This is a genomic window from Pantoea sp. SO10, assembly GCF_005281435.1.
Lineage (GTDB): Bacteria > Pseudomonadota > Gammaproteobacteria > Enterobacterales > Enterobacteriaceae > Pantoea > Pantoea leporis.
In genome coordinates this window covers 3,038,544-3,064,561 of the sequence record NZ_CP040095.1, presented here as the reverse complement: position 1 = coordinate 3,064,561, position 26,018 = coordinate 3,038,544, and the positions used below count along the sequence as shown (strand labels likewise).

Below are 26,018 nucleotides of genomic sequence, written 5' to 3'. Positions count from 1 at the left end.
ATCAATAGATATAAAATAAAGCGTAACGGAATAGTTCCTGTCTCCCGCTGCGGCTGGGGCCTTGTCATCGGCTGCCACAGATTTATCGGCGCCAGCGCTTTATTTTTTCAGGAGAGTTTTTGTTATGGCAGAAAATTCCGCTCGTCCCGGCAAAGGGCTGAGCATCTGGTCCGTACTGTTTGGCCTGGTCTTGCTGGCAATCGGCTTGTTCTTCGCAATCGGCGGCGGCAAGCTGGTCGCGCTGGGCGGCAGCTGGTACTTCCTCATCGCCGGTATCGTTATGTTGCTGGCGGCCATTCAGTTCTTCCGTCGCAAATCATCCGCCGTCACCCTGTTTATTCTGGTGTTTGCTGGCACGCTGATTTGGTCACTGTTTGATGCAGGCCTGCATTTCTGGCCGCTGGTCTCGCGCTTGATGGTGCCGGCCGGCTTGATGCTGTTTGCATTCCTCACCTGGCCAGCCCTGCGTAAAAGCGAAGGCAAAAGCTCCCTGGCGAAAATCTCTTATGTGCTGTCTGCGGTGATCGTGGTCGGCATGGTGGCGACTTTCGTGCAGATGTTCCAGCCGCATCCTATCGTGGCATTTGACGGTAAACAGCTGCCGCTGATTCCGGTCGATAAATCAAAACCTCAGCAAGACTGGAGCAGCTACGGCCGTACGCCGGGTGGCGACCGCTTCGCTGCCATCGATCAGATTACCCGCGACAACGTGAAAGACCTGCAGGTTGCCTGGACTTTCCACACTGGCGATACGCCAATCAGCCCAACCGGTAACGGTGCGGAAGATCAGCAAACCCCGCTGCAGGTGGGCAACACGCTGTTCCTGTGCACCCCGCATAACAATGTGATTGCGGTTGCCGCAGACAGCGGTAAGGAAATCTGGAAACGCGAAATCAACGCGCAGGCAGAAGTGTGGAACCGCTGCCGTGGCTTAGCCTATTTCGATGCGACTAAACCCCTGCAGCAGCCAACCGAGCCGGGTTCAACGCCGGTTACTGCCGCTGTGCTGCCTGCTGGCGACACCTGTCAGCGTCGTATTCTGATGAACACCATTGATGCGCGTCTGATTGCTATCAACGCCGACAACGGTGAGCTGTGCGACACCTTCGGTACGCACGGTGTGGTTGACCTGAAAACCGGTCTGGGCAGTGCGCCAGATCCGCAATATCAGTTGACGTCACCGCCAGCGATGGCCGGTACCACTGTTGTTGTGGGTGGTCGTGTCGCCGATAACGTACAGACCGACATGCCTGGCGGCGTGCTGCGTGGTTTTGACGTCATCACCGGTCAGATGCGTTGGGCGTTTGACCCAGGCAACGACGACCCCAATGCGGTGCTGATGCCAGGTAAAAATTACACCCGCAGCACGCCAAACTCGTGGGCGCCAATGTCTTACGATCCGGCAATGAACACCGTGTTCCTGCCGATGGGTAGCTCGTCAGTGGATCTGTGGGGTGCGAACCGTACCAAACTGGATCACACTTACGGCGCATCAATTCTGGCGTTGGATGCCACCACCGGTAAGCAGAAGTGGGTTTATCAGACCGTGCATAACGATCTGTGGGACTTCGACCTGCCAATGCAGCCGAGCCTGGTCGACTTCCCGATGAAGGACGGCACTAACAAGCCAGCTGTAGTTATCGGCGCGAAAACCGGCATGATCTGGGTGCTGGACCGCTTGACCGGCAAGCCTTTGACCAAAGTTGAAGAGCTGCCGATGCCGCAGGGTCACATCCCGAACGAGCAGTACACCAAAACTCAGCCGCACTCCGTGGAAATGCCAAACATTGGCAACCAGAAAATGACGGAATCGGATATGTGGGGGGCAACACCGTTTGATCAGCTGGCGTGCCGTATTGCCTTTAAAGGCATGCGTTACGATGGTCTGTTCACCGTGCCGGATACCGATAAATCCCTCAGCTTCCCAGGTTCACTGGGCGGTATGAACTGGGGCGGTATCTCGTTTGACCCGAACAACCAGTACATGTTCGTTAACGACATGCGTCTGGGCCTGTGGGTACAGATGATTCCACAAGACACCAGCAAAACGGCGGCCAGCAACGGCGGTGAAGCCATCAACACCGGTATGGGTGCGGTTCCGCTGAAAGGCACACCGTACGCGGTGAACAAAAACCGCTTCATGTCGCCGCTGGGCATTCCGTGCCAGGCTCCGCCGTTCGGTACGCTGTCAGCGATTGATATGAAAACCCGTCAGATCGTGTGGCAGGTGCCGGTGGGTACGGTAGAAGATACCGGTCCGTTTGGTATCAAAATGCGCGCGAAAATGCCAATTGGTATACCGACCTTAGGCGGCACGCTGGCAACGCAGGGTGGTCTGGTGTTCATCGCGGGTACGCAGGATTACTATCTGCGCGCTTTCGATAGCTCAACCGGTAAAGAAGTGTGGAAAGCACGTCTGCCAGTCGGCAGCCAGGGCGGTCCAATCAGCTATGTTTCGCCGAAAACCGGCAAACAGTACATCCTGATCTCCGCAGGCGGTGCACGTCAGTCGCCAGACCGTGGTGATTACGTGATTGCTTACGCGCTGCCAGACAGCAAGTAAGTTATACAAGGAGAAAGGCCGACATCATGATGTCGGCCTTTTTTTTATCACCCTCCGTGGCACATCTCTTCCTTTAAGGCACCTTAATTACTGCTGCTTAGAAGGGCGACGGCTTTTTTGACCTCCTTTTCTTCCAGCTTCCCTGGCTCTTTCAGGATCGTTTCTGAAATTACCCCCACTGACTTTGCCGCCAGCGCTACCGGCTTCCCTGGCGCGCTCCGGGTCCTCTGCAAAGTTCCCGGCACCACCTCGTTGCTTTTTTTGTGTCATAGCAGAGTCCTCATCTAAGGGTGTTTTCTTCGACGTGGACTAGCTAGCCACATAATGAGTATAGTCAATCAGTTACGCTCTGCCTTGAGAGATCTCCGATAACCTATTCACCGTCTCGCCACAGCGATTGCAGCTCGGGGGGCGCCAGTTGTTCGGGAATTAAAATCACGAAACTTCCCGCTTCGCGATGGGTGGCGTAGGTGATTTGAATGCGGAAGTAGCGCTGATCGCCACGACCGACATTTGCCGCCTGATCTTCCGTTTCCCCCAACGGCATTGCCTGTTCCAGCACCTCGCAGACGCGCTGCTTTTGCGGTTCCGGCAGTTCCGCCAGCGCAAAGCGCCGTTCGCCGCGCAGTTTAGGGATAAAAGCGATTCCGCCTTCCCGCGCCAGCTCAATGATTGCGTCATCGGTCAGTTGGATGTCCATGTTACGCCTACCTGCTGCCAGGCGGATTGGATCTTTTCCGCCACTGAGCTGTTGAATCGTTGATTGGCGTGCTGCACGGTAAAGCGCGCAAAGGTGCTGAAATCGGCATCCTGCGGCAGCGTTTTGTCGCACAGCGTGTCGTACCACGCTTGACCGGCCTGTTCCCACGCAAAGCCGCCCAGCGCTTTAGCAGCGAGGTAAAAGGCGCGATTGGGAATGCCGGAATTGAGGTGCACGCCGCCGTTGTCGTCACGCGTTTCGATGTAGTGCGCCATATCGGCCGGTTGCGGATCTTTACCTAGCACCGGATCATCGTAAGCCGTTCCCGGTGACGACATCGAGCGCAATCCGCGCCCGTTGATGCCCTGCGCCAGTAAACCTTCGCCGATAATCCAGTCGGCCTGATCGGCGCTCTGCTTGAGGTGAAATTGCTTCACCAGCGAACCAAACACGTCAGACATCGATTCATTCAGCGCGCCTGCCTGTTGGAAATAGATTAATCCCGCTTCGGTTTCTGTCACGCCGTGCGTCAGCTCGTGCGCCACCACATCCAGCGCGATAGTGAAGCGATTGAAAATCTCGCCGTCACCGTCACCAAACACCATCTGCTGCCCGTTCCAGAAGGCGTTCTGATACTCCTTGCCGTAATGCACGGTGCCATCGAGCTTGAGGCCTTTATTGTCCAGCGAGTTGCGTTGGTAGATTTGCCAGAAGAAATCGTAGGTAATGCCGAGATAGTTCCAGGCTTCTTCGGCTGCAACATCACCATTTCCCGGCTGGCCTTCTTCGCGCACCAACGTGCCGGGCAGATTTTGCGTCCCTTCGGCGTCATAGATAGCACGCAGCACTGTGCCTGGCTGAGCGGTGGTGGTGCTTGCTGGTTTAGCGTTATGTTCGCCCATCAAGTGCTGGACGTGGGTGAGGGTGCGGCGCGCGTAGTCTTGTTGCGCGCCGGAGCAGTTATCAATGATATTGCGCAGAATGTAGGGAGGAATAACGCTGTAAGACATAAAAAAACTCCTGGCCGTTTAGGTACATGCCAGAAGTATAGTTTTCCCGCTATGAACGCGCTTTGCGGCTCCGGGATTTCTGCGGTTCGAGTGCGGTAACCTGGCTTTCCACCCAGCCATCGTCCAGCCGGGTGCGCAGCAAGTCGCCTTTGCTCAGCTGTTGGGTTTTCTTCACCACCTGACCTTGGGTGTCGGTGGTTACGCTGAAGCCACGCGCCAGCGTCGCCAGCGGGCTCACGCCTTCCAGCTGTGCCGCCAGCGTGCCAAAGCGCTGACGATTGTGATTGAGCTGCTTCTCCATGCCCTGCTGTAAGCGATAATGCCATTGCTGGAGCTGCTGCTGAGCGCGCAGAATACGTCCCTGCGGCTGCTGGGCGTTAAGGCGTTGCAGCAGGCGATCCTGCTGACGATTGGCCACACGCATGCGCTGGTCCATCGCTTCACCGAGACGGCGCTGCAGCTGGAAGAGCGCGGTTTGCTGGCGTGCCAGACGCAGCTGTGGATGCTGCTGCTGCAAGCGGTGCTGAATGCGCGTGAAACGACGCTGCTGCTGAGCCAGATAGAAATCCATCGCCATCTCCATGCGCTGCTGCTGCGACTGCAAACGGCGTAACAGTTCAAGCTGATTACGGCTCACCAATTCTGCCGCAGCAGACGGCGTCGGTGCACGTAAATCCGCTACGAAGTCAGCGATGGTGACATCGGTTTCATGCCCAACGGCGCTGACAATCGGCAGGCGGCTGGCAAAAATCGCCCGCGCCACGCGCTCGTCATTGAAGCTCCACAAATCTTCCAGCGAACCGCCGCCACGACCGACAATCAGCACGTCACACTCATCGCGCTGGTTAGCCAGCTCAATGGCACGCACAATGCCAGCCGGCGCATCCACGCCTTGCACCGCGGTGGGATAGATAATCACCGGCAGTGAAGGATCGCGTCGATGCAGCACGCGCAGCACGTCGTGCAGCGCCGCGCCGGTGGCGGAGGTAATCACGCCCACCTGACGCGCCGGATCCGGCAGCGGCTGTTTGAACTGTTGATCGAATAAGCCTTCCGCGGCCAAACGCGCTTTCAGCTGCTCGAATTGCTGCTGCAGCAAGCCTTCACCGGCCGGATGCATGCTTTCGATAATCAGCTGATAATCGCCGCGCGGCTCATACAGCGTGATGCTGGCGCGCACTAACACCTGCTGGCCATGTTGAGGACGGAAGGTGACGCGACGGTTGCTGTTGCGGAACATCGCGCAGCGCACTTGTGCGCCATCATCCTTCAATGTGAAGTACCAATGACCGGAAGAGGGCTGAGTGAAATTTGAAATTTCAGCGCTGAGCCACACCAGGCCCATCTCATTTTCCAGCAGTTGGCGCACCGTGGTGTTCAGGCGGCTGACGGTAAAAATATTGGCGGTTGGCGGTAGCGACATGTGATGTAGATCAAATTTTAAATCAGAGGGTTAATCAACTGATACTACATTGCTTGCCCCGAGGATCAAGACTTTTTCTGAAAAAACACTGGAGGCAATCGGTTTCGGCCTGTATAATGCCGCGGCAATATTTTATCTGTTTTAATCGCCCCCAGGTGGAGATATTGCAATGTTAAGAATCGCTAAAGAAGCCCTCACATTTGACGACGTTCTGCTCGTTCCCGCTCACTCCACTGTCTTACCGAACACCGCTGATCTCAGCACTCAACTGACGAAAAACATCCGTCTGAACATCCCCATGCTCTCCGCTGCAATGGACACCGTGACCGAAGCCGGTCTGGCAATTGCGCTGGCGCAGGAAGGTGGTTTGGGCTTTATTCACAAAAACATGTCAATTGAGCGCCAGGCGGATGAAGTTCGTAAGGTGAAAAAGCACGAAAGCGGCGTCGTTACCGATCCACAAACCGTGCTGCCAACTACCGCGCTGGCGGCGGTGAAAGAGCTGACCGAACGTAACGGCTTCGCCGGCTACCCGGTCGTGAACACCGACAACGAGCTGGTAGGCATCATCACGGGCCGTGACGTGCGTTTTGTTACCGACCTGACCTTGCCGGTTTCCGCGGTGATGACCCCGAAAGAGCGCCTGGTAACGGTGAAAGAAGGTGAAGCACGCGAAGTTGTGCTGCACAAAATGCACGAAAAACGTGTTGAGAAAGCGCTGGTTGTTGATGACAGCTTCCACCTGCTGGGCATGATCACCGTTAAAGATTTCCAGAAAGCCGAACGTAAACCTAACGCGTGTAAAGATGCGGAAGGCCGTCTCCGCGTAGGCGCTGCTGTTGGCGCCGGTGCGGGCAATGAAGAGCGCGTTGATGCGCTGGTTGCTGCCGGTGTTGACGTGCTGCTGATTGACTCATCACACGGTCACTCTGAAGGCGTGCTGCAGCGTATTCGTGAAACCCGTGCAAAATACCCGAACCTGGAAATCATCGGCGGCAACGTTGCCACCGGCGCAGGCGCATTGGCGTTGGCGCAGGCCGGCGTGAGCGCGGTGAAAGTGGGGATCGGTCCTGGCTCAATCTGTACCACGCGTATCGTCACTGGTGTTGGCGTGCCACAGATCACCGCGGTTTCTGATGCGGTTGCCGCGCTGGAAGGCACCGGCATTCCGGTTATCGCTGATGGCGGCATCCGCTTCTCTGGCGACATCGCTAAAGCGATTGCAGCAGGCGCAGCGGCCGTCATGGTCGGTTCTATGCTGGCTGGTACCGAAGAGTCTCCAGGCGAAATCGAGCTTTATCAAGGCCGTTCGTTCAAGTCTTATCGCGGTATGGGTTCACTGGGCGCGATGTCTAAAGGCTCTTCAGATCGTTACTTCCAGAGCGATAACGCCGCTGACAAACTGGTACCGGAAGGTATCGAAGGCCGCGTGGCCTATAAAGGCCGCCTGAAAGAGATCGTGCACCAGCAAATGGGCGGCTTACGCTCTTGCATGGGCCTGACGGGTTGCCAGACCATTGACGATCTGCGCACCAAAGCGGAGTTCGTGCGTATCAGCGGCGCGGGCATCAATGAAAGCCACGTGCATGACGTGACCATCACCAAAGAGTCACCAAACTACCGCATGGGTTCATAATCCCGTAAAATTTAGCGCCCGGCACCCGCCGGGCGCTTTTATTATTAAGTCCATCCCAATGGAAACGCCTCAATGACGACTGAAAATATTCATAAACATCGCATTTTGATCCTCGATTTTGGTTCTCAGTATACGCAGCTGGTTGCGCGCCGCGTGCGCGAGCTGGGTGTCTACTGCGAACTCTGGGCGTGGGATGTCACCGAAGAGCAAATTCGCCAGTTTAACCCGAACGGCATCATTCTCTCTGGCGGTCCGGAGAGCACCACCGAGCTGAACAGCCCGCGTGCGCCGGAATACGTGTTTAACGCGGGTGTGCCAGTGTTGGGCGTCTGCTACGGCATGCAGACTATGGCGATGCAGTTGGGCGGCAAGGTTGAAGGCTCTAACGAGCGCGAATTTGGTTATGCGCAGGTTGAAGTGCTGACTCAGAGCGCGCTGGTGCGTGACATCGAAGATGCGATTAGCGCAGCAGGTAAACCGCTGCTGGACGTTTGGATGAGCCACGGCGACAAAGTCACCGCCATCCCAGCCGGTTTCGAAACCGTTGCCAGCACCGAAACCTGTCCGTTTGCCATCATGGCTAACGAAGAGAAGAAATTCTACGGCGTGCAGTTCCACCCGGAAGTGACGCACACGCGTCAGGGCCTGCGCATGCTTGAGCGTTTCATTCGTGACATCTGCGGCTGTGAAGCGCTGTGGACACCAGCCAAAATTATCGAAGATGCGGTTGAGCGTATTCGTCAGCAGGTTGGCGATGACAAAGTGATTCTCGGTCTGTCTGGCGGCGTGGACTCTTCTGTGACCGCGATGCTGCTGCATCGCGCCATCGGCGAGCGTCTGACCTGCGTGTTCGTGGATAACGGCCTGCTGCGTCTGAATGAAGCTGAGCAGGTGCTGGAAATGTTCGGTGACCACTTCGGTCTGAACATCGTGCACGTTGCGGCAGAAGCGCGCTTCCTTGATGCGCTGGCGGGCGAGAACGATCCCGAAGCCAAACGTAAAATCATCGGCCGCGTATTCGTAGAGGTGTTTGACGAGCAGGCGCTGCGTCTGGAAGACGTGAAGTGGCTGGCACAAGGCACCATCTATCCTGACGTGATCGAATCGGCGGCTTCTGCCACCGGTAAAGCACACGTGATCAAATCGCACCACAACGTGGGCGGTTTGCCGAAAGAGATGAAGATGGGCTTGGTTGAGCCGCTGAAAGAGCTGTTCAAAGACGAAGTGCGTAAAATCGGTCTGGAACTCGGCCTGCCGTACGACATGCTGTATCGTCATCCGTTCCCAGGTCCAGGTTTGGGCGTGCGCGTGCTGGGCGAAGTGAAGAAAGAGTACTGCGACCTGCTGCGCCGTGCAGACGCCATCTTCATCGAAGAGCTGCATAAAGCTGACCTGTACAACAAAGTCAGCCAGGCGTTCACCGTGTTCCTGCCAGTACGTTCTGTTGGCGTGATGGGCGATGGTCGTAAATATGATTGGGTGGTTTCACTGCGTGCGGTGGAAACCATCGACTTCATGACAGCGCACTGGGCGCACCTGCCGTACGATTTCCTCGGCCGCGTCTCTAACCGCATCATCAACGAAGTTAACGGCATTTCCCGCGTGGTTTATGATATTTCAGGTAAACCACCTGCGACGATTGAGTGGGAATAAATCCTGCTTTGATCACTGCGTAAAAACGAAGCCCGCTTAATTGCGGGCTTTTTTTTCAAACCTTCTGATGGCAAATCATGCGGCTAAATGAATCGCATAGTTCGTGAATACAAACGCCCCCGTTTCGATGCAAGATAGCGGTTGATTTTTACTCATCAGGATGCCGTCGATGTTGCCCTTCAAAGCCGTACTGATCTCTTTTCTTTGCATCATCTTGCTTTCATTAGGCGCAAGTCTGGCACAGGCAACGCGAAGCGGTGAGCTCACCTCTGAACGCGGTGGCTGGGCATCCGCAAGGCGCGATTCGGCCGGTATCGCACCGGATCCGCAGCGTTATGCGGCAGAAGCTATCGTGCAGGTTTATGCTGCGCCGACTTATGGCTGGAAGGGCGCGGTGGCGGTACATCCGTGGATTATCTTCAAACGCGCCGGTGAAACCCGCTATAACCGTTACGAAGTGATTAGCTGGGGCAGCGGCGATAAAGTGCGTCGTAATAGCAATCTTCCTGATGGTTACTGGTACGGTGCGAAGCCGCGTCTGCTGGTTGACCATCGCGGCAGTAGCGCAGAAGCGATGATTCCGCAGATCGAAGCGGCCATTAAATCCTATCCCTGGCCGACCACGTATCACGCCTGGCCGGGACCCAACAGCAATACTTTTATGGCACATATTGGCCGCGAGGTTCCGGCGTTGAAGTTGGATCTACCGGCTAACGCGCTCGGCAAAGATTATCGCTCGCTGCTTAATCCGGTAGGTTTACCGCCGTCAGGTCGCGGCGTGCAGCTTTCTCTGCTGGGCGTGTTGGGTGTGACGGTTGGCGCGGAAGAGGGGCTGGAAGTGAACTTGCTGGGATTAAACATGGGGCTGGATTTCACACCATTTAGGCTGCGTCTGCCGTTTATCGGCGGCATCGGTCAGAATAATGTGCAGCGAGACAATCCCTAAAAGTGGCCCCGATTTGGGGCCATTTTTTTAACAGACGCCGAAATCGCCGTCTTCGTGATACAGATTCACGCTATCGGCTCTGACTTCAATTTCACGCTTGATGTGATCGTCAACGCGAGCGCACCACAGCATATCGCCTTCCACGCGCAGCACCTGCATCTTTGGGCCACCGGTCTTAGACTGCACAAAATCATCCACGTTAAACATGCTTCTTCTCCTTCAGGTCAGTGATAACAACAGAGTCTATATGCACTTCAGGCGCTGTGCGCTTGATTTTGTGCGCTGTCTTCCAGCACAAAACTGAATCAAAGCGCGTTGAGACCGTTCTGGTTATTTTCTGCAACATTCGCCGCTGAAATAGTACCGAAACACTTCGCGGTTGTCAGTTGACAACTTATTGCGGTGAGCATAAGGTAGCCAGCGATGTCATACAGGAAGCGGCATCCGCATAAAGCGGTCGAAGAGGCTTTGCGATATGCAGAAGCGAGAGGTTGGAAGATTGCCGTTGGCGGTCACCATGCGTGGGGCAAGATGTACTGCCCAGATAATTCGACAGAGTGTCGATGTGGGGATTACTGCATTACCTGCATCTGGAGTACGCCAAAAAATCCCGAAACGCATGCCAAACTGTTACGGCGCGTGGTGGATAACTGCAGTGAAAGCCCTCAGCGGGTTAAGTGACGAGGAGTGAAACATGGAATTTGAGTTTACGCTGCGTTTTCAGCTCAATGATGAGAGCGACATCGATGAAGTGATCGAACGGCTCGATTCGCAAGGCTGCACTGATGCGTTAATTGGCGCGGGTGTGGCGGGAAAATTAAGCATGACGTTCTGCCGCGAAGCCAGCACTGCACAGGACGCGGTGCGCAGCGCGTTGGAGGATGTTTTTGAGGCATTGCCAGATGCGGAACTGATTGAAGCCGCGCCAGATTTAGTCGGGCTGACGGATATCGCAGAGTTGATAGGAGTTTCGCGGCAGAACATGCGCAAGCTGATGCTCAGCCATAGCCCGCAGTTTCCGCGCCCGATTCATGATGGAAAAACAGCCATATGGCATTTAATCGATGTGCTGGAGTGGTTAAATCAGCGTGGTTCAACGCGGGTCAATCCAGCACTGAGTGAACTGGCGCGCGCAACGTTGCAACTCAATTTACAGCAGATGCTGCAACGTTACGCACACTGTTTAAAGCCTTAATGATGCAGCAAAAATATCGTCGCCAGACCAAGGAAGATAAAGAATCCGCCGGTATCGGTGATCGCGGTGATCAGCACGCTAGAGCCAACGGCGGGATCGCGTTTCATTTTGGTCATGATTAACGGAATCAGCACGCCCATCAGTGCGGCCAGCAGCAGGTTCAGCACCATCGCCAGCATCATCACGCCGCCGAGTTGCAGGTTGTCATACATCAGCCAGGTCACACCGCCCATAATGCCGCCCCAGAACAGGCCGTTAATCAATGCCACGCCGAGTTCACGCATGATCAGGAACGAGAAGTTACCCGGTTCAACCTGATGCAGCGCCAGCGCACGCACAATCATGGTAATGGTTTGATTGCCGGTGTTGCCGCCGATGCCGGCGACGATTGGCATCAGCGCCGCCAGCGCAACCAGCTGCGATATGGTGGCTTCAAACAGGCCAATCACGCGCGAAGCGACAAATGCGGTACACAGGTTAACCGCCAGCCAGGCCCAGCGTTTGCCCACCGCTTTGCGCACCGGCGCAAACACGTCTTCGCCCTGGCTGATACCCCCCATTTTACGGATGTTGCTTTCGTTCTCTTCGTTCACCAAATCGACCACGTCTTCAATGGTGATACGGCCAATCAGTTTGCCTTGAGCATCGGTGACCGCAGCGGAGATCAGGTTATAACGTTCAAACGCGCTGGCAGCGTCTTCCGCTTTATCGTTGAGCTGAAACGTGGTGGGATGCGAATTCATCACTTCTGCGACCAGCATCTTCGGTTTGTTGAGCAGAATATCAGTGAGCGTTAACTCACCTACCAGTTGATTCTGTTCGTCGGTGATAAAGATCTTATCGGTGCCGTCAGGCATTTTCTTGCCTTTACGCAGATAGCGCTGCACCGTGGCTAAGGTCACGTCAGAGCGCACCGTCAGGATATTGAAATCCATGATCTGCCCGACGCGATCGCGATCCAGCTCGATCACGCTCATCAGCCGCGCGCGCAGGCTTGGTTCAAGGGTAGTGAGCAGACGTCCGGTTAAATCGCGCGGCAGGTAGCGCGCCAGATATACCTGATCGTCGATATCCAGCGGCTCGATGGCGTGCAGAATATCGCGATCAGACATTTCTTCCGTCAGGCTGGCCCAAACGGTTTCTGAAGCCTCAACCAGGACGTGACCTCGCTGTGCCGTCGGCACTAAACGCCACAGCGCCTGACGCTCTTCTTCCGGCAAGGCTTCGAGGATGTCGGCCAAATCCGCGGCGTGCAATTGCTGCAGCTCACGCTCTAATTCATGACGCCAGTCGGTGATATCACGCAGTTCGGCGGCATTCAGATCGACGGATTTATCCAGCAGAACATCAACCAGATCGTGCTCGTTGAGCAGCAGGTTGAGAATGTGATGACGGGTTTCAGCTAATTTTTGTGAATGCGAAGCAGACATAACGCGTTCCTTGTGTCTGTAAAGTCAGCTCACAGTGTAGCGCGTTGCGGGTAACAGGACGTAAAAAGCAGCATTGTCTCAAAGGACAATGTTTAGCAGCGACAGCCGACCCGCAAATTATTTAGCGCGAATCACTGTTGCTCAGCGTGACCGGTTCAGGGATGGTTTTCTTTTGCTGATGATGCTCGATGGCACCGGGAATGATGAAAAGCAGGCGGCCAAACAAAATTAAGAAGCTGACCAGTAAAACAATGCGGGTCATGGTGCCAGTTTTGGGACGTCTTCGTGCAGAGATAGCGCTGTTCACGCGGGGTGGTTCCTATAAATGCCCGATGGGCGGAGGCAATATTTAGTCACACTTAGATCGCTAAAGCAATCGCTGTGTGAAAAATGAGCAAAAAAGATTCAGCGCACTGATCGTCATCAGACAATCTAACGGCCGCACAAAGCGGCCGTTAATTCAGTAACTGGCTTTCTGCGCCAGCAGCGTGGCGAAACGGGTTTTAATGCGGTTACCGTTTTCATCACGACGATGCAGCTCACCGACCTCTTCGTTGTACTTCACAATATGCCAGTTGCGGTAATAGTGGCTGAGTTCACCGGATTTAAACGCAAACGGGAAGTTTTGCGTATTGGGATAATCATCGGTATCCATCGCCGCCACAATCAGGTTGTAGCCATATTTACGCGTGCTGGCCTGCATATCGGCAATCAGCTGCGGAATGGTTGCCGGCTGCAGGAACATCATCACCACGGTCGACAGCACAAACTGATAGCTGCCGTTGAAGCGCACGCTATTGAGATCGCACAGCTCGGTGTGAATGTTCTGTAGATTCTCTTCCGCAATGATGCTGTTCAGGCGCTCCAGACTGGCGGGATTGCTGTCCCAGGCCGTCACGTCAAAGCCATGCTGATTGAGAAACAGACTATTGCGGCCCTGGCCGCAGCCCAAATCCAGTGCTTTCCCTACTTCAAGATGAGGCAGGGCCGCCAACACTTCAGAATGGGTCGGCGTGAGGCCATATTTTTCAGCATAATAATTATCGGGGCGTGTAGTCATAACCAGATTGCGGGCCAGCTGCCCGCATTACTCCTCTTCTTCCAGCATTAGTTTCCAGCCGGTGACATCATTCCAGTAAGCTTGCTCGCGCTCCAGATCCAGCTGCACCAACGTATTCTGGCTCAGGAAGCCGGCAGGGAAGGTCAGCGTCCAGTGGCCGTCGTCGGTGCTGAGCTTGAGAGAATCCGGTTTGGTGGTCGCCTGGCGCTGATTATTCAGCAGCGTGCCAAGACGCAGCAGGAATACCATCGGCAGAAACTGTTTCTTTTTAAACAAGGTGAAACGCGGCATCTCATCCTGCTTCACCGCTTTGCGGTGATAACGTACCAGCGTGGCCAACAGCATCTGTTGATCCTGATTAAAGCCCGGCATGTTGGAGTTCTGCAGGATGTAAGCCGAATGGCGCTGCATGCCGCTGTGATTGATGGTCAATCCCACTTCATGCAGCAGCGCGGCCCATTTCAGCAGCGCCGACAGTTGCGGATTAGCTTGCTTGGGATTCTGCTCCTGCCACTGCAAATAGAGCTTCTCGGTGGTTTCCAGCACACGGCGCGCCTGATCGCTATCAATCGCATAGTGATTTGCCAGACTTTGCGCGGTGCGGCTGCGAATGTCCTGATGACGGAAACGGCCTTCCATCTCATACAGCACGCCTTCACGCAGTGCGCCGTCAGAGAGACGCAGCTCGCGAATCGCTAACGCATCAAACACGCCACACAAAATTGCTAAGCCTGGCACAAACACCGCTTTACGCTCTTCCGACAAGCCCGGCAGGCTCAGCGCATTAAACGACTTATGCTTCAGCACTTCGCTGGTCAGCAACTCCAGCGTTTCTGGCGTAATCAGCTTCTCTTTTTCGCCCATCGCCAGCAGCACTTCGCAGGCCGCTTTGATGGAGCCCGACGCGCCCAGCGCATATTGCCAGCCGTGCAAACGATATTGCCACGCCATGGTTTCTAGCTTTTGCGCAGCGGAGAGGCGCGCACGGCGGAAGTTTTCTGGCGTGATTTCGCCTTTGGGGAAGAAGAGATTGGCGAAGCTGACGCAGCCCATGCGGCGGCTCTCTACCAGCTGCGGCTCAAAGTCTTCCCCAATCACCAGTTCGGTGGAGCCGCCGCCGATATCGATCACCAGCTTGCGGCCTTTTTCCGGCTGCGTGTGCTCCACGCCCATAAAAATCAGACGCGCTTCTTCGTTGCCGGAGATCACCTCGATCGGATAGGGAATCACCTCGGCCGCGCGCTGCAGAAACTCTTCCGCATTGCTGGCGATACGCAGCGTGTGCGTGCCGACGATCGTCACGTTGGCGGAACTGAAGCCCTGCAAACGTTCGGCGAACAACGCCAGACAGCTCAGCCCGCGCTCAATCGCTTCTTCGCTCAGGCGATTGTGCGCATCCAGCCCATCGGCGAGATGCACGCGCTGTTTCAGGCGTCCCAGCACTTGTAAAGCGCCATCCACCACGCGGGCAATGACCATATGGAAGCTGTTCGAGCCGAGGTCGATTGCCGCGAATTCCTGAGGTTTCGGCGTACTTTTATGTGAGATTGGCATAGGCGTTATTCGGGTTGTTCCAGTTTCTTGATGTAGTCATAAATGGCCAGTTGCGAACGCACCTTTTTACGGTTGCCGCGCGGCACATAACGATTACTCAGCTCTTTATCGACGATGCGGGCTTTCACCGTATCACTAAACAGAATGGCGATGATGTCCAATATGCGCTGCTTCACGCGGGGATCAAGAATCGCCACGGCAACTTCAATGCGGTGATCAATGTTACGCGTCATCCAGTCCGCGGAAGAGAGGAACACCTTTTTCTCGCCGCCGTTCTCAAAAATATAGACGCGGTCGTGTTCGAGATAGCGGTCAACGATGCTGGTAATGCGAATATTTTCACTGATGCCCGGTAAATCAGGGATCAGCGAACACATGCCGCGCACCAGCAGATTCACTTTCACGCCTGCCGACGAGGCGGCGTAAAGTCGATCAACTAAACCATTATCCACCAGGTTGTTGATCTTCAACGTAATGCCAGCAGGATTGCCTTGCTGCGCGTTGGCGATCTCGGCATCAATGAACTTATACAGCACGTCACGCGAGTTCTGCGGTGACACCAGCAAATGCTCGAAAGTGACCGGACGATACGGATTCTCAATGAAGTTGAACACGCGACGCACTTCATTGGTGATGCGCGCATCGGCGGTCAGCAATGAATAGTCAGTATAAATGCGCGCGGTTTTTTCGTTGAAGTTCCCGGTACCGATATGCGCATAACGCACCACTTCTTCGCCTTCACGGCGCGAAATCAGGAACAGCTTGGCGTGAATTTTCAGACCCGGCGCGGAGAAGATCACATGCACGCCCGCTTCGGTCAGGCGTTTCGCCCAGCGGATGTTGGCCTCTTCATCGAAGCGCGCCTGCAGTTCCACCACCACCGTGACTTTCTTACCGTTATAGGCGGCGTGAATCATCGCATCCATGATGCGCGAGTTTTTCGCTACGCGGTAAATATTGATCTTAATCGCCAGCACGTTCGGGTCGAACGAGGCCTGACGCAGCAGCTCCAGCACATGCTCAAAGGTGTGATACGGATAGTAGAGCAGCACATCGCGATTGCGGATGGCGTCGAAACCGTTGCGGAAGCCGTCAAAGCCGATGTGGCGAATCTGCGGCAGCGGACGGTTTTCCAGATTGCTTTTACCAACGTTCGGGAAGCCGATGAAATCTTTGAAGTTATGGTAGCGGCCGCCGGGCACAATCGAATCGTAGTTCGAAATCGACAACTTATGGCGCAGCATTTCCACCATCGCATCCGGCATATCGCGCTGATAAACAAAACGGACCGGCTCGGCATTGAGACGCTGCTTCAGGCTCGACGACATCAGCTCCAGCAGGCTCGATTCCATCTCTGTAACCAGATCGTATTCGGCGTCGCGCGTCATCTTCATCGAATAGGCGTTCAGCGTATCGTAATCGAAGAAGCCTTTGAAAATTTCATCGAGGCAATAGCGCAGGATGTTATCCAGCAGAATCATTGGCTTGCGCCGACGTGGCGACTCAGCCGGCAAGTTTATAAAGCGCGGCACTTTATCAGACGGGATCTCCAGCAGCGCATAACGAATATCGTCGCCGCGAATGATCTCCACCGCCAGATAGGTGTAATCGTCTTTCAGGAATTCGATCAGATCGGTGTCATGGTTAATCAGAATCGGCGTGACGTGCTGGCGTAATTGATGTTTGAAGTAGTAGCGCAGCCACTCTTGCTGATTCGGTGACAGTTGACGTTCGTTAATCAGGAAGATCTGATTACGCGCCATTTCCAGCAGCAGATCGTTATAGAGCGCATCAAACTCCTGATCCGATTTCTGCACCCGCAGCTGAATTTTCTTCAACAGATGCCGCAAAGAGGTTGGTTTGCCTTGCTCTTCGCTGATCAGAATTCGCCGCTTGAGATCGGCAAAGCGCACTTTATAGAACTCTTCGAGGTTATTGGAGTAAATCCCGAGGAAGCGCATGCGTTCAATCAGCGGATTACTTTTATCCGAGGCTTCCTGTAACACACGTTCATTGAAGCTTAACCAGCTTAATTCTTTTTCTATATACAGCTTATCCTGACCCATTCTGACTCCGAGATGCTGATGCTGGACGGAATGTCCGGCGGAAAAGACGCAAAAATGCGTTACCGCTCAGTGTCCGTCACCATTATGGCGAGAGTATGGCAGGCTTGTCCAACGTCAAAGGTTGTCTTATCAATCAGCTACGGGCAACATAGCGACTTGTTTCCACCGGTAACCTGGCCTGCATGAGCATAAATCGTATTCCCGTCCACTTTAGCGACCGTCGTCGACGCGCCACTGATAATTTAGTGCGCCGCGTCGTCACAGCTTGCGGCGTGGGAATTTTGCTGCTGATGTTACTGCTGTTCTTCTGGTTGATCTGGGTGGTGTTGCCGCTGTTTAGCGCGCCTGGGATGCATGCCACCACCAATATTCAGCTGTGGGACAAAGCTCCAATGCTGGCGATGGGCAGCGACGGCCATTTAGGCTGGCGCATCAGCCGCAACGAAGCGCGCTTTATTCCGCTTGATGGTCAACCTGCCGCTCCCGCACTGGCGCTGAATGGCAAACCCGATGCGGCGATCGCAAGCTTTGATAACCGCAGCGTGCTGCTCAATATGCAGGGCGAACTGCTGTTAATGCAACCGGTTATCCGCAACGGCAGCGGCGAATGGGGCTTCCCGCTCGGCGATCGTCCGCTGCGCTTACCGCAAGGCCCGGTCAGTAATATGGCGCTGACGTCGCTCAACGACCATCAATGGTTGATCGCGGCGCAAACCGCAGCTGGCATCAGCCTGCTGACGCTGGAAAATCAGCAAAAAGTGAATCAGATCCTGTTGCCGCAGCAGCACGCCGATCATCTGCTGTTGTCACCGGATGGCTCTTTGCTTTACGCCAGCAGCGGGCGTTTGCTGCGCGTGTGGCAAATCACATCTGATGGCGCACAGTTACGTGAAACGCAAACCCTCAATCTGCCGCCGCAAAGCCTGCATATGCTGGCCGGTGGACGCACCTTGCTGATTCAGGATGCGCAGGGCGTGCAGCAATGGTTCGCTATCGCCAGTGATCAAGGGCCGCGCTTACAACAGATTCACACCTTCAACGGTAGCCAGCAGGTGCGCGAAATAACGCCGGAGCCGCAGCGCCGCGTGTTTGCCACTTACGATGCGCAGGGCAAGGTTCAGCTGTTCGCCAGCAAGCAGCAGGGCGCGATTTTAACGCGTCAGCTGGCACCGGGCATTCAGGCATTGGCCTTCGCGCCGCACGGTGATGCCTTGATCATTGAACGCGCCGGGGAATGGCAACAGTTTGCGCTGGATAACCCGTGGCCAGACTTCACCTGGCGCAACCTGTGGCAAAAAATCTGGTACGAAAACTATCCGCAGGCCGATTGGGTATGGCAATCCACCGCGGCGGGCGACAGCTATCAAGCCAAGTTCAGCCTGATGCCGCTGGTACTGGGCACGCTGAAAGCCGCCTGTCTGGCGCTGCTGTTTGCCACGCCGCTGGCGCTGGCTGCCGCGATGTATACCGCCTGGTTTATGTCGCCGGGTTTACGTCGCTGGGTGAAACCGGCGATCGAAATGATGGGCGCGCTGCCCAGCGTGGTAATTGGTTTAATCGCTGGCGTGTGGCTGGCACCGCACATCAGCACCGCGCTGGTTGGCGTGCTGCTACTGCCGCCGGTGTTGGCCGCGACCTTATTATTGTGCGGCGTGCTGAGTCCGCGTTTGCCGGCCAGCTGGCGACGTCCCGGTTTTGAAGTGATTCTGCTGCTGCCGCTACTGTTAGTGGTGACGTTGCTGACGCTGTGGCTGCCAACGCTGTTCTGGCCGGAGATTGGCGAGCGTTTAGCGCATTACGAACAGCGCAACTTATTAGTTGCTGCACTGGCGATGGGTTTTGCACTGGTGCCGCTGATTTTCACCCTATCGGAAGATGCGCTGTTCAGCGTGCCGGGCGCGCTGGGGCAGGGCTCGCTGGCGCTGGGCGCCACGCCGTGGCAAACCCTGACGCGTGTGGTGCTGCCGGGTGCCTCGGCGGGCATCTTCGCCGCCTTGATGATTGGCTTTGGCCGCGCCGTCGGCGAGACGATGATTGTGCTGATGGCCACCGGCAACACGCCGGTTAGCGAAGGCGGCTTATTTGCTGGCCTGCGTGCACTCTCCGCCAACATTGCCATTGAGATGCCCGAAGCCGCTGCGGGCAGCGCGCATTATCGCATTCTGTTCCTCAGTGCGTTGTTGCTGTTGATCTTCACCTTGGTGATCAACACCATCGCCGAGTTGATTCGTCAGCGCTTGCGCCAACGCTACAGCCAGCATGAGGGCCACGGATGACGGCGATGAAACAAAACGATCGCTGGCGCTGGCTCACCGCTGGCGCCGTCGCGGTTTGCCTGCTGGCGTTTACCTTGCTGATTGGTTTGCTCGGCTGGCAGGGCGTGCGTGCCTTCTGGCCGCATCCGGTCGATCAATATCAGTTCCAGCCGCCGCAAGGCAGCCCGGTGATGGTGCTGGGTGAAACCTTGCAAAAGCAGCAGCAGGGCGAACAGTGGCGCTATGTGGTGAAAACCGGCAACCGTGACTTTGCCGCGCCGGATTTCCGCGTGCTCTACAGTCAGGGCGAGGCGAAAACCCGTCGTCCTGCTGATGTGTTGGTGCTGCAGCGCCGCAACGGCGGTAACGCCTATGGCTGGCTGGTGGAGCTGCGCCAGGATAACGAAGTCATGACCGCTCAAAGCCGCGATGCCTTGCTGCATCAGCGTTTGCAGCAGGTACATGAGCAGCTGCGCCAGGCGAGTAACATCCGCCGCATCGAGATGGCGCGCCTTAATGCACAGCTGGAAAGCCTGCAGCAGCAGGCCGATGAGCAGCAGCGTAATGGCCGCTTCAGCCTGGAAGTGCAGTCTGAGTTTGATGCCAATCGCACGGCGTTACAGCGCCGCTTTAACGCGCTGGCGCAGCAGTTAACCCATCTGCAGCACGAAAGTCAGCGCGATACGCTGGTGCTGCGCGATGTGAACGGCGTGGATCACACCATCCCATTGGCGCAGGTGGTGGATGCGTGGTATCCGAATGCCATGACCTTAACCAACAAAACGCTGCACTTCTTCGGTCAGATTTGGCAATTCGTCAGCGATTCACCGACTTCCGGTGGCGGCGAGAGCGGGGCGTTTCCGGCGATTTTTGGCACCGTGCTGATGGTGCTGTTGATGTCGATTATCGTCATGCCGCTCGGCGTCATCGCGGCGGTATGGCTGCACGAATACGCCGGACGCAATGCGCTGACGCGGCTGGTGCGCATCGCGGTGGTGAATCTTGCGGGCGTGCCGTCAATTGTCTACGGCGTGTTTGGCCTCGGTTTCTTTGTCTGGCTGATTGGCGGCACCCTCGACCAGCTGTTTTTCTCCAGCGCCTTACCCAATCCTACTTTTGGTACGCCGGGCTTGCTGTGGGCCGCGCTGACGCTGGCGCTGCTGACGCTGCCGGTGGTGATCGTTGCCACCGAAGAGGGATTGTCGCGCATTCCGGATAATCTGCGTCAGGGATCGCTGGCGCTGGGCGCAACGCAGGCGGAAACGCTGTGGCGCGTGGTGCTGCCGCTGGCGGTACCGGCCATGCTCACCGGCTTGATTCTGGCGGTGGCGCGTGCGGCCGGAGAAACCGCGCCGCTGATGCTGGTGGGCGTGGTGAAGATGGTTCCGGAGCTGCCGGTTGATGCGGTGTTCCCTTATCTGCACCTCGATCGCAAATTCATGCACCTCGGTTTTCAGATCTACGATTTGGCGTTCCAGAGCCCTAACATCGATGCTGATCGACCGCTGGTTTACGCCACCGCTTTGCTGCTGGTGGTGATCATCCTGTCGCTCAATCTGCTGGCGATGGCGTTGCGCCATCGGCTGCGTGAGCGTTACCGGATTATGACGCACTAAAAAGGTTTCTGATGACGCCCGATTACGACATTGCCCTTAGCGTTAATCAGCTGTCGCTGTGGTATGGCGAACGCCAGGCGCTGAATAACATTGATCTGCAGATTCCGAAGAACCGCATCACGGCGTTGATTGGTCCTTCCGGCTGTGGCAAATCGACGCTGCTGCGCTGTTTCAATCGCATGAATGATGTGATCGATCGCTGCCGCATTGAAGGCGAGATTCTGCTCGGTGATTACGCGGTGATGCAGGCGAATCAGGATCTTCCCGCGCTGCGTCGCCGCATTGGCATGGTATTCCAGCGGCCGAATCCGTTTCCTAAATCGATCTACGAAAACGTGGTATACGGCCTGCGCTTGCAGGGCGTGCGCGATCGTCGCGTGCTGAATGAAGCCTGTGAGCGTGCGCTGCGCGCGGCGGCGTTGTGGGGCGAAGTGAAAGATCAGCTGGGGCAGAACGCGTTAACGCTCTCTAACGGCCAGCAGCAGCGTTTGGTGATTGCGCGCGCCATTGCCATCGAGCCGGAAGTGTTACTGCTGGATGAGCCCACTTCGGCACTTGATCCGATCTCAACGCTGGTGATCGAGGAGTTGATGACCACGCTGAAGCAGCATTTCACACTGGTGCTGGTGACGCACAATATGCAGCAGGCGGCACGCGTGTCGGATTACACCGCGTTTATGCACAACGGTCAGTTGGTAGAGTTTGACGAAACCGACAGAATCTTCACCTCACCGAAAGCGCGGCGAACCGAAGATTATATTACGGGAAGATTTGGTTAAAAAAGTCTGCGATTTGTAGCGGCGCAATTTATTGCGCAATGCCCGGATGGGCACGATGTTGCCATCGAAATGCGCGATAAATCGCGCCGCTTCGGAATATGCATAACATTCAATCGTGAGCATAGCCTTGCGTCGGTAATAACTGACCATCCAGCCATGCTTTACCTTCACGCATCTGCAAACGCCCATCAATAAACCAGCTGATCACCAGCGGATAGATCGCGTGTTCCTGATGCTGCACGCGCGCGCTGATCTCGTCTTCGCTGTCGCCAGCAAACACCAGCACGCGCGCCTGCAAAATAATGGGTCCGCCATCCAGCTCGTCAGTGACAAAATGCACTGAGGTCCCATGCTCCTCGTCGCCGTTTTCCAGCGCCTGACGATGCGTGTGTAAGCCCGGATATTTTGGCAACAGCGACGGATGAATATTCACCAGACGGTCGTGATAGTGCGCGACAAAAGCGCTGCTGAGGATGCGCATATAACCGGCCAGCACCACCATATCCGGCGCGTAAGCATCAATCTCCTGCATCAGCTGGCGATCAAAGGCTTCGCGGTCGGCAAAATCACTGGCGGCTAACGCAAGTGACGGGACGTTGGCTTCCCGCGCGCGCGTTAAACCAAACGCGCTGGCTTTATTACTGAAAACGGCAGCGACGCTGCCGTTGATACGCCCGCTTGCGCAGGCGTCGAGGATGGACTGAAGATTGCTTCCGTTGCCGGAGATCAGTACAACCAGTTTTTTCATGGATTGATAACCACACGCTCTTCTGAATCAGACGCTTTAATCACACCGATTTTCCACGCTTTTTCGCCCGCGTCTGTCATCAGCTGTACCGCTTTATCGGCTTCTGCCGGGCTCAGCGCAATCACCATGCCCACGCCGCAGTTAAAGGTGCGGTACATTTCGTGACGGCTGACGTTGCCCGCCTGCTGCAACCAGCTGAACACTGACGGCCACTGCCAGCTGCTCTCTTCCAGCACCGCCTGGGTGTTATCTGGCAACACGCGCGGGATGTTTTCCCAGAAGCCGCCGCCGGTCAGATGCGAAATCGCATGCACATCAACCTGTTCGATCAGGCTAAGGATGTTTTTCACATAGATGCGGGTTGGCGCCAGCAGGTGATCGGCCAGTGATTTGCCATCCAGCTGTTTGGTGGCCGGATCGGTCTGGCTGACTTCAAGAATCTTGCGCACCAGTGAATAACCGTTCGAGTGTGGGCCGCTGGAACCCAGCGCGATCAGCACGTCGCCGTCCTGCACTTTCGAACCGTCAATGATCTCTGATTTTTCCACCACGCCAACGCAGAAACCCGCCACGTCGTAATCTTCGCCGTGGTACATGCCCGGCATTTCAGCGGTTTCACCGCCGACCAGCGCACAACCCGACTGCAAGCAACCTTCGGCGATGCCGGTGATCACCGATGACGCGGTATCCACATCCAACTTGCCGGTCGCGTAATAATCGAGGAAGAACAGCGGCTCAGCACCCTGAACAATCAGGTCGTTAACACACATCGCGACCAGATCAATGCCGATGCTGTCGTGGCGTTTGAGATCCATCGCCAGACGCAGCTTGGTGCCGACGCCATCGGTTCCGGAGACCAGCACCGGCTCGCGGTACTTCTGCGGCAGCGCACAGAGCGCGCCGAATCCGCCCAATCCACCCATGACTTCCGGGCGGCGGGTTTTTTTCACTACGCCTTTAATACGGTCAACCAGATCGTTACCAGCATCGATATCAACACCGGCGTCTTTGTAGCTGAGAGAGGTTTTGTCGGTCACTGCGGAATCCCCACGCGAGTTGCGGTTGGTGGCAAAAATTAAGCGCGGCAATTCTAACAGCGCAGGCAAACGTTTGCGAGTCCCATCTCATGCTGCCTTTGCATCGCCTCAGATTTTCGCCAATCCTTAGATGACGCAGGCTATTGACCGATGACAAGTGGCGCAGCAGCGAAAAGGCGGTATAATCCGGCGATTTTTTTTAGCTCAACTCAATTCCGGGAGAACAATCATGAAGATCGTGGAAGTCAAACACCCGCTGGTCAAACATAAACTGGGCCTGATGCGTGAGCATGATATCAGCACCAAGCGTTTCCGCGAGCTGGCCTCGGAAGTGGGCAGCTTGCTGACCTATGAAGCCACCGCCGATCTGGAAACCGAGCGCGTCACCATCGAAGGCTGGAATGGTCCGGTTGAAATCGATCAGATCAAAGGTAAAAAAATCACGGTGGTTCCGATTCTGCGTGCGGGTCTTGGCATGATGGAAGGCGTGCTTGAGCACGTTCCCAGCGCGCGCATCAGCGTGGTTGGCGTGTATCGTGATGAAGAGACGCTGGAGCCGGTTCCTTATTTCCAGAAGCTGGTTTCGAACATCGAAGAGCGCCTGGCGCTGGTGGTCGACCCGATGCTGGCAACCGGCGGTTCGATGATCGCCACCATCGATCTGCTGAAAAAAGCCGGTTGTACCAGCATTAAAGTGCTGGTGCTGGTGGCCGCACCTGAAGGTATTGCCGCGCTGGAGAAAGCGCATCCGGATGTGGAGCTCTACACCGCATCTATCGATCAGGGATTGAACGAGAAGGGCTACATCATTCCTGGCTTGGGAGATGCAGGCGACAAGATTTTCGGAACCAAATAAAAGAAACCAGCCGGCCAGAGAGTCGGCTTTTTTTTGGCAGAAACACAACATTGTCATCCTCGAGTTATTCGAGCCAACGCAGCCATGGCTCGAAGAACGAAGAGGACAGGGGATAATAATGACTCGTCGTGCAATCGGCGTTAGCGAACGCCCACCGCTGTTACAAACCATTCCACTCAGCTTGCAGCATCTGTTCGCCATGTTCGGCGCAACCGTGCTGGTGCCGATTCTGTTCCACATCAACCCGGCCACGGTGTTGCTGTTTAACGGCGTCGGAACGCTGCTCTATCTGTTTATTTGTAAAGGCAAAATCCCCGCTTATCTCGGATCGAGCTTTGCCTTTATTTCGCCGGTGCTGCTGCTGTTGCCGCTGGGTTATGAAGTGGCGCTGGGCGGTTTTATTCTCTGCGGTTTGCTGTTCTGTATGGTGGCGCTGATCGTCAAGAAAGCCGGTACCGGCTGGCTTGATGTGATGTTCCCACCGGCAGCGATGGGCGCGATTGTCGCGGTTATCGGTCTGGAACTGGCGGGCGTGGCGGCGAATATGGCCGGCTTACTGCCTGCTGACGGCACATCGCCAGACAGCAAAACCGTAATCATCTCGATGGTGACGCTGGCGGTCACCGTGTTTGGTTCGGTGCTGTTCCGTGGTTTCCTCGCCATTATCCCGATTTTAGTCGGCGTGCTGGTCGGCTATGCACTCTCTTACGCGATGGGCATTGTCGACTGGACCGCGGTGGAAAATGCGCCGTGGTTTGCGCTGCCAACCTTCTACACGCCGCGTTTTGAATGGGTGGCGATGCTGACCATTCTGCCAGCCGCACTGGTGGTGATTGCCGAGCACGTGGGTCACTTGGTGGTCACCGCGAATATCGTGAAGAAAGATCTGATCCGCGATCCGGGTCTGCACCGCTCGATGTTCGCTAACGGTTTATCCACCATGATCTCCGGTTTCTTCGGCTCCACGCCGAACACCACTTACGGTGAGAATATCGGTGTAATGGCGATTACCCGCGTGTACAGCACCTGGGTAATTGGCGGCGCGGCGATCTTTGCCATTCTGCTCTCGTGCGTCGGCAAGCTGGCGGCGGCAATTCAGGCGGTTCCTGTGCCGGTGATGGGCGGCGTATCGCTGTTGCTATACGGTGTGATTGGCGCGTCCGGTATTCGTGTGCTGATCGAGTCTAAAGTGGATTACAACAAAGCGCAGAACCTGATCCTGACCTCGGTGATCCTGATCATCGGCGTGAGCGGTGCCAAAGTGCATATCGGCGCGGCCGAGCTGAAAGGCATGGCGCTGGCGACTATTGTAGGTGTCAGCCTGGCGCTGATCTTCCGTTTAATCAGCGTATTGCGCCCGGAAGAGGTGGTGCTGGACGCTGAAGAGAAGCGCGAAAGTTAAGGCTGCAAGCCGGGCAGGGAAGCCCGGTTCATCTCCGGCAAAGATCGTGATAAACTTGCGCGGTTTTCTGCCCGCTCATCCGTTGAGGT

The 26,018-nt window shown here is 55.8% G+C and carries 23 protein-coding genes; 11 read left to right on the top strand and 12 right to left on the bottom strand.

Translation table 11 applies throughout. The features are described from left to right. The first annotated feature begins 124 nt into the window (after positions 1–124). Positions 125–2,563 carry a glucose/quinate/shikimate family membrane-bound PQQ-dependent dehydrogenase gene (locus FCN45_RS14200; protein ID WP_137386281.1) on the top strand — a complete coding sequence of 813 codons (2,439 nt, stop codon included), beginning with the start codon at positions 125–127 and terminating at the stop codon, positions 2,561–2,563. Between the two features lie 87 nt (positions 2,564–2,650). Here the strand turns inward: FCN45_RS14200 and FCN45_RS14195 are convergent, their stop codons facing one another. The 4 genes from FCN45_RS14195 to xseA all read right to left on the bottom strand — a co-directional run bounded on the left by FCN45_RS14195 (position 2,651) and on the right by xseA (position 5,696). Then, positions 2,651–2,833 (bottom strand): general stress protein, encoded by a 183-nt coding sequence (locus FCN45_RS14195; protein ID WP_045814915.1) that lies wholly within the window; start codon positions 2,831–2,833, stop codon positions 2,651–2,653. A gap of 103 nt (positions 2,834–2,936) precedes the next feature. Continuing rightward, entirely contained in the window at positions 2,937–3,263 is a 327-nt protein-coding gene (locus tag FCN45_RS14190) for a protealysin inhibitor emfourin (RefSeq protein WP_137386280.1), read from the bottom strand. Beyond that, complete coding sequence (locus tag FCN45_RS14185) at positions 3,248–4,273, bottom strand: M4 family metallopeptidase (protein ID WP_137386279.1); 1,026 nt, start codon at positions 4,271–4,273, stop codon at positions 3,248–3,250. The genes FCN45_RS14190 and FCN45_RS14185 overlap by 16 nt, the downstream gene beginning before the upstream one ends. A 49-nt stretch (positions 4,274–4,322) precedes the next feature. After that, entirely contained in the window at positions 4,323–5,696 is a 1,374-nt protein-coding gene (gene xseA / locus FCN45_RS14180) for an exodeoxyribonuclease VII large subunit (protein WP_110866471.1), read from the bottom strand. A gap of 169 nt (positions 5,697–5,865) precedes the next feature. Between xseA and guaB the strand changes: the two genes are divergently transcribed. From guaB to FCN45_RS14165, 3 genes are all read left to right on the top strand, one after another. Beyond that, positions 5,866–7,332 (top strand): IMP dehydrogenase, encoded by a 1,467-nt coding sequence (guaB, locus tag FCN45_RS14175; RefSeq protein WP_101763497.1) that lies wholly within the window; start codon positions 5,866–5,868, stop codon positions 7,330–7,332. Between the two features lie 72 nt (positions 7,333–7,404). Then, positions 7,405–8,985: a glutamine-hydrolyzing GMP synthase gene (gene guaA / locus FCN45_RS14170; protein WP_101763498.1), complete on the top strand. Its 1,581-nt coding sequence runs from the start codon at positions 7,405–7,407 to the stop codon at positions 8,983–8,985. A 169-nt stretch (positions 8,986–9,154) separates the two neighbouring features. After that, positions 9,155–9,931: a DUF3750 domain-containing protein gene (locus tag FCN45_RS14165; RefSeq protein ID WP_008108318.1), complete on the top strand. Its 777-nt coding sequence runs from the start codon at positions 9,155–9,157 to the stop codon at positions 9,929–9,931. Positions 9,932–9,958: 27 nt separating this feature from the next. Here FCN45_RS14165 and FCN45_RS14160 read toward each other — a convergent pair whose 3' ends face one another. Continuing rightward, the gene (locus tag FCN45_RS14160) at positions 9,959–10,138 is read right to left on the bottom strand and encodes a DUF2158 domain-containing protein (protein WP_101763499.1); all 180 of its coding nucleotides are present in this window, start codon (positions 10,136–10,138) and stop codon (positions 9,959–9,961) included. A 216-nt stretch (positions 10,139–10,354) separates the two neighbouring features. On the opposite strand from FCN45_RS14160, the gene FCN45_RS23725 reads away from it, so the two are divergent. Continuing rightward, positions 10,355–10,612 (top strand): hypothetical protein, encoded by a 258-nt coding sequence (locus FCN45_RS23725; protein ID WP_137386278.1) that lies wholly within the window; start codon positions 10,355–10,357, stop codon positions 10,610–10,612. A gap of 13 nt (positions 10,613–10,625) precedes the next feature. Then, entirely contained in the window at positions 10,626–11,126 is a 501-nt protein-coding gene (locus FCN45_RS14150; protein WP_137386277.1) for an AlpA family transcriptional regulator, read from the top strand. On the opposite strand, the gene mgtE is transcribed toward FCN45_RS14150, so the two are convergent. The 5 genes from mgtE to ppk1 all read right to left on the bottom strand — a co-directional run bounded on the left by mgtE (position 11,123) and on the right by ppk1 (position 17,236). After that, positions 11,123–12,556, bottom strand: coding sequence for a magnesium transporter (gene mgtE, locus FCN45_RS14145; protein ID WP_137386276.1), 1,434 nt, complete (start codon positions 12,554–12,556; stop codon positions 11,123–11,125). The genes FCN45_RS14150 and mgtE overlap by 4 nt on opposite strands. Positions 12,557–12,677: 121 nt before the next feature. Continuing rightward, positions 12,678–12,863, bottom strand: coding sequence for a YfgG family protein (locus FCN45_RS14140; RefSeq protein WP_137386275.1), 186 nt, complete (start codon positions 12,861–12,863; stop codon positions 12,678–12,680). A 153-nt stretch (positions 12,864–13,016) separates the two neighbouring features. Continuing rightward, a complete protein-coding gene (gene tehB, locus FCN45_RS14135) occupies positions 13,017–13,616 on the bottom strand; it encodes a tellurite resistance methyltransferase TehB (RefSeq protein ID WP_245250861.1) in 600 nt (199 codons plus the stop codon). A gap of 27 nt (positions 13,617–13,643) precedes the next feature. Next, complete coding sequence (gene ppx / locus FCN45_RS14130; RefSeq protein WP_101763505.1) at positions 13,644–15,170, bottom strand: exopolyphosphatase; 1,527 nt, start codon at positions 15,168–15,170, stop codon at positions 13,644–13,646. Between the two features lie 5 nt (positions 15,171–15,175). Next, positions 15,176–17,236: a polyphosphate kinase 1 gene (gene ppk1, locus FCN45_RS14125; RefSeq protein WP_101763506.1), complete on the bottom strand. Its 2,061-nt coding sequence runs from the start codon at positions 17,234–17,236 to the stop codon at positions 15,176–15,178. Positions 17,237–17,418: 182 nt separating this feature from the next. On the opposite strand from ppk1, the gene FCN45_RS14120 reads away from it, so the two are divergent. The 3 genes from FCN45_RS14120 to pstB are packed head-to-tail and all read left to right on the top strand — an operon-like array spanning position 17,419 to position 21,886. Beyond that, positions 17,419–19,512: an ABC transporter permease subunit gene (locus tag FCN45_RS14120; RefSeq protein ID WP_137386273.1), complete on the top strand. Its 2,094-nt coding sequence runs from the start codon at positions 17,419–17,421 to the stop codon at positions 19,510–19,512. Beyond that, positions 19,509–21,107: a phosphate ABC transporter permease PstA gene (pstA, locus tag FCN45_RS14115; RefSeq protein ID WP_137386272.1), complete on the top strand. Its 1,599-nt coding sequence runs from the start codon at positions 19,509–19,511 to the stop codon at positions 21,105–21,107. The genes FCN45_RS14120 and pstA overlap by 4 nt, the downstream gene beginning before the upstream one ends. A gap of 11 nt (positions 21,108–21,118) precedes the next feature. Beyond that, positions 21,119–21,886 (top strand): phosphate ABC transporter ATP-binding protein PstB, encoded by a 768-nt coding sequence (gene pstB, locus FCN45_RS14110; protein WP_101763509.1) that lies wholly within the window; start codon positions 21,119–21,121, stop codon positions 21,884–21,886. A 109-nt stretch (positions 21,887–21,995) separates the two neighbouring features. On the opposite strand, the gene purN is transcribed toward pstB, so the two are convergent. Together purN and purM are read right to left on the bottom strand one after the other, a co-directional pair. Continuing rightward, positions 21,996–22,634, bottom strand: a complete 639-nt coding sequence (gene purN, locus FCN45_RS14105; protein ID WP_137386271.1) for a phosphoribosylglycinamide formyltransferase — start codon at positions 22,632–22,634, stop codon at positions 21,996–21,998. Next, positions 22,631–23,671, bottom strand: coding sequence for a phosphoribosylformylglycinamidine cyclo-ligase (purM, locus tag FCN45_RS14100; RefSeq protein WP_008108330.1), 1,041 nt, complete (start codon positions 23,669–23,671; stop codon positions 22,631–22,633). Before purM ends, purN begins: the two co-directional genes overlap by 4 nt. Before the next feature lie 229 nt (positions 23,672–23,900). Here purM and upp point away from each other — a divergent pair, with 229 nt between their 5' ends. Both upp and uraA read left to right on the top strand, forming a co-directional pair. Then, positions 23,901–24,527 (top strand): uracil phosphoribosyltransferase, encoded by a 627-nt coding sequence (gene upp, locus FCN45_RS14095; RefSeq protein WP_008108331.1) that lies wholly within the window; start codon positions 23,901–23,903, stop codon positions 24,525–24,527. A gap of 118 nt (positions 24,528–24,645) precedes the next feature. Further along, positions 24,646–25,929, top strand: a complete 1,284-nt coding sequence (gene uraA, locus FCN45_RS14090) for a uracil permease (RefSeq protein ID WP_137386270.1) — start codon at positions 24,646–24,648, stop codon at positions 25,927–25,929. Positions 25,930–26,018: the final 89 nt, after the last annotated feature.

Excerpts from the sequence above, each read along its gene's own strand:
- uraA (WP_137386270.1), top strand. The coding sequence starts at position 24,646 with ATGACTCGTCGTGCAATCGGCGTTAGCGAACGCCCACCGCTGTTACAA.
- mgtE (WP_137386276.1), bottom strand. The coding sequence starts at position 12,556 with ATGTCTGCTTCGCATTCACAAAAATTAGCTGAAACCCGTCATCACATT.
- upp (WP_008108331.1), top strand. The coding sequence starts at position 23,901 with ATGAAGATCGTGGAAGTCAAACACCCGCTGGTCAAACATAAACTGGGC.
- tehB (WP_245250861.1), bottom strand. The coding sequence starts at position 13,616 with ATGACTACACGCCCCGATAATTATTATGCTGAAAAATATGGCCTCACG.
- FCN45_RS14185 (WP_137386279.1), bottom strand. The coding sequence starts at position 4,273 with ATGTCTTACAGCGTTATTCCTCCCTACATTCTGCGCAATATCATTGAT.
- FCN45_RS14200 (WP_137386281.1), top strand. The coding sequence starts at position 125 with ATGGCAGAAAATTCCGCTCGTCCCGGCAAAGGGCTGAGCATCTGGTCC.
- guaB (WP_101763497.1), top strand. The coding sequence starts at position 5,866 with ATGTTAAGAATCGCTAAAGAAGCCCTCACATTTGACGACGTTCTGCTC.
- FCN45_RS14160 (WP_101763499.1), bottom strand. The coding sequence starts at position 10,138 with ATGTTTAACGTGGATGATTTTGTGCAGTCTAAGACCGGTGGCCCAAAG.
- FCN45_RS14150 (WP_137386277.1), top strand. The coding sequence starts at position 10,626 with ATGGAATTTGAGTTTACGCTGCGTTTTCAGCTCAATGATGAGAGCGAC.
- pstA (WP_137386272.1), top strand. The coding sequence starts at position 19,509 with ATGACGGCGATGAAACAAAACGATCGCTGGCGCTGGCTCACCGCTGGC.
- ppk1 (WP_101763506.1), bottom strand. The coding sequence starts at position 17,236 with ATGGGTCAGGATAAGCTGTATATAGAAAAAGAATTAAGCTGGTTAAGC.
- guaA (WP_101763498.1), top strand. The coding sequence starts at position 7,405 with ATGACGACTGAAAATATTCATAAACATCGCATTTTGATCCTCGATTTT.
- xseA (WP_110866471.1), bottom strand. The coding sequence starts at position 5,696 with ATGTCGCTACCGCCAACCGCCAATATTTTTACCGTCAGCCGCCTGAAC.
- ppx (WP_101763505.1), bottom strand. The coding sequence starts at position 15,170 with ATGCCAATCTCACATAAAAGTACGCCGAAACCTCAGGAATTCGCGGCA.
- FCN45_RS14165 (WP_008108318.1), top strand. The coding sequence starts at position 9,155 with ATGTTGCCCTTCAAAGCCGTACTGATCTCTTTTCTTTGCATCATCTTG.
- FCN45_RS14120 (WP_137386273.1), top strand. The coding sequence starts at position 17,419 with ATGAGCATAAATCGTATTCCCGTCCACTTTAGCGACCGTCGTCGACGC.
- FCN45_RS14195 (WP_045814915.1), bottom strand. The coding sequence starts at position 2,833 with ATGACACAAAAAAAGCAACGAGGTGGTGCCGGGAACTTTGCAGAGGAC.
- pstB (WP_101763509.1), top strand. The coding sequence starts at position 21,119 with ATGACGCCCGATTACGACATTGCCCTTAGCGTTAATCAGCTGTCGCTG.
- purN (WP_137386271.1), bottom strand. The coding sequence starts at position 22,634 with ATGAAAAAACTGGTTGTACTGATCTCCGGCAACGGAAGCAATCTTCAG.
- FCN45_RS23725 (WP_137386278.1), top strand. The coding sequence starts at position 10,355 with ATGTCATACAGGAAGCGGCATCCGCATAAAGCGGTCGAAGAGGCTTTG.
- FCN45_RS14190 (WP_137386280.1), bottom strand. The coding sequence starts at position 3,263 with ATGGACATCCAACTGACCGATGACGCAATCATTGAGCTGGCGCGGGAA.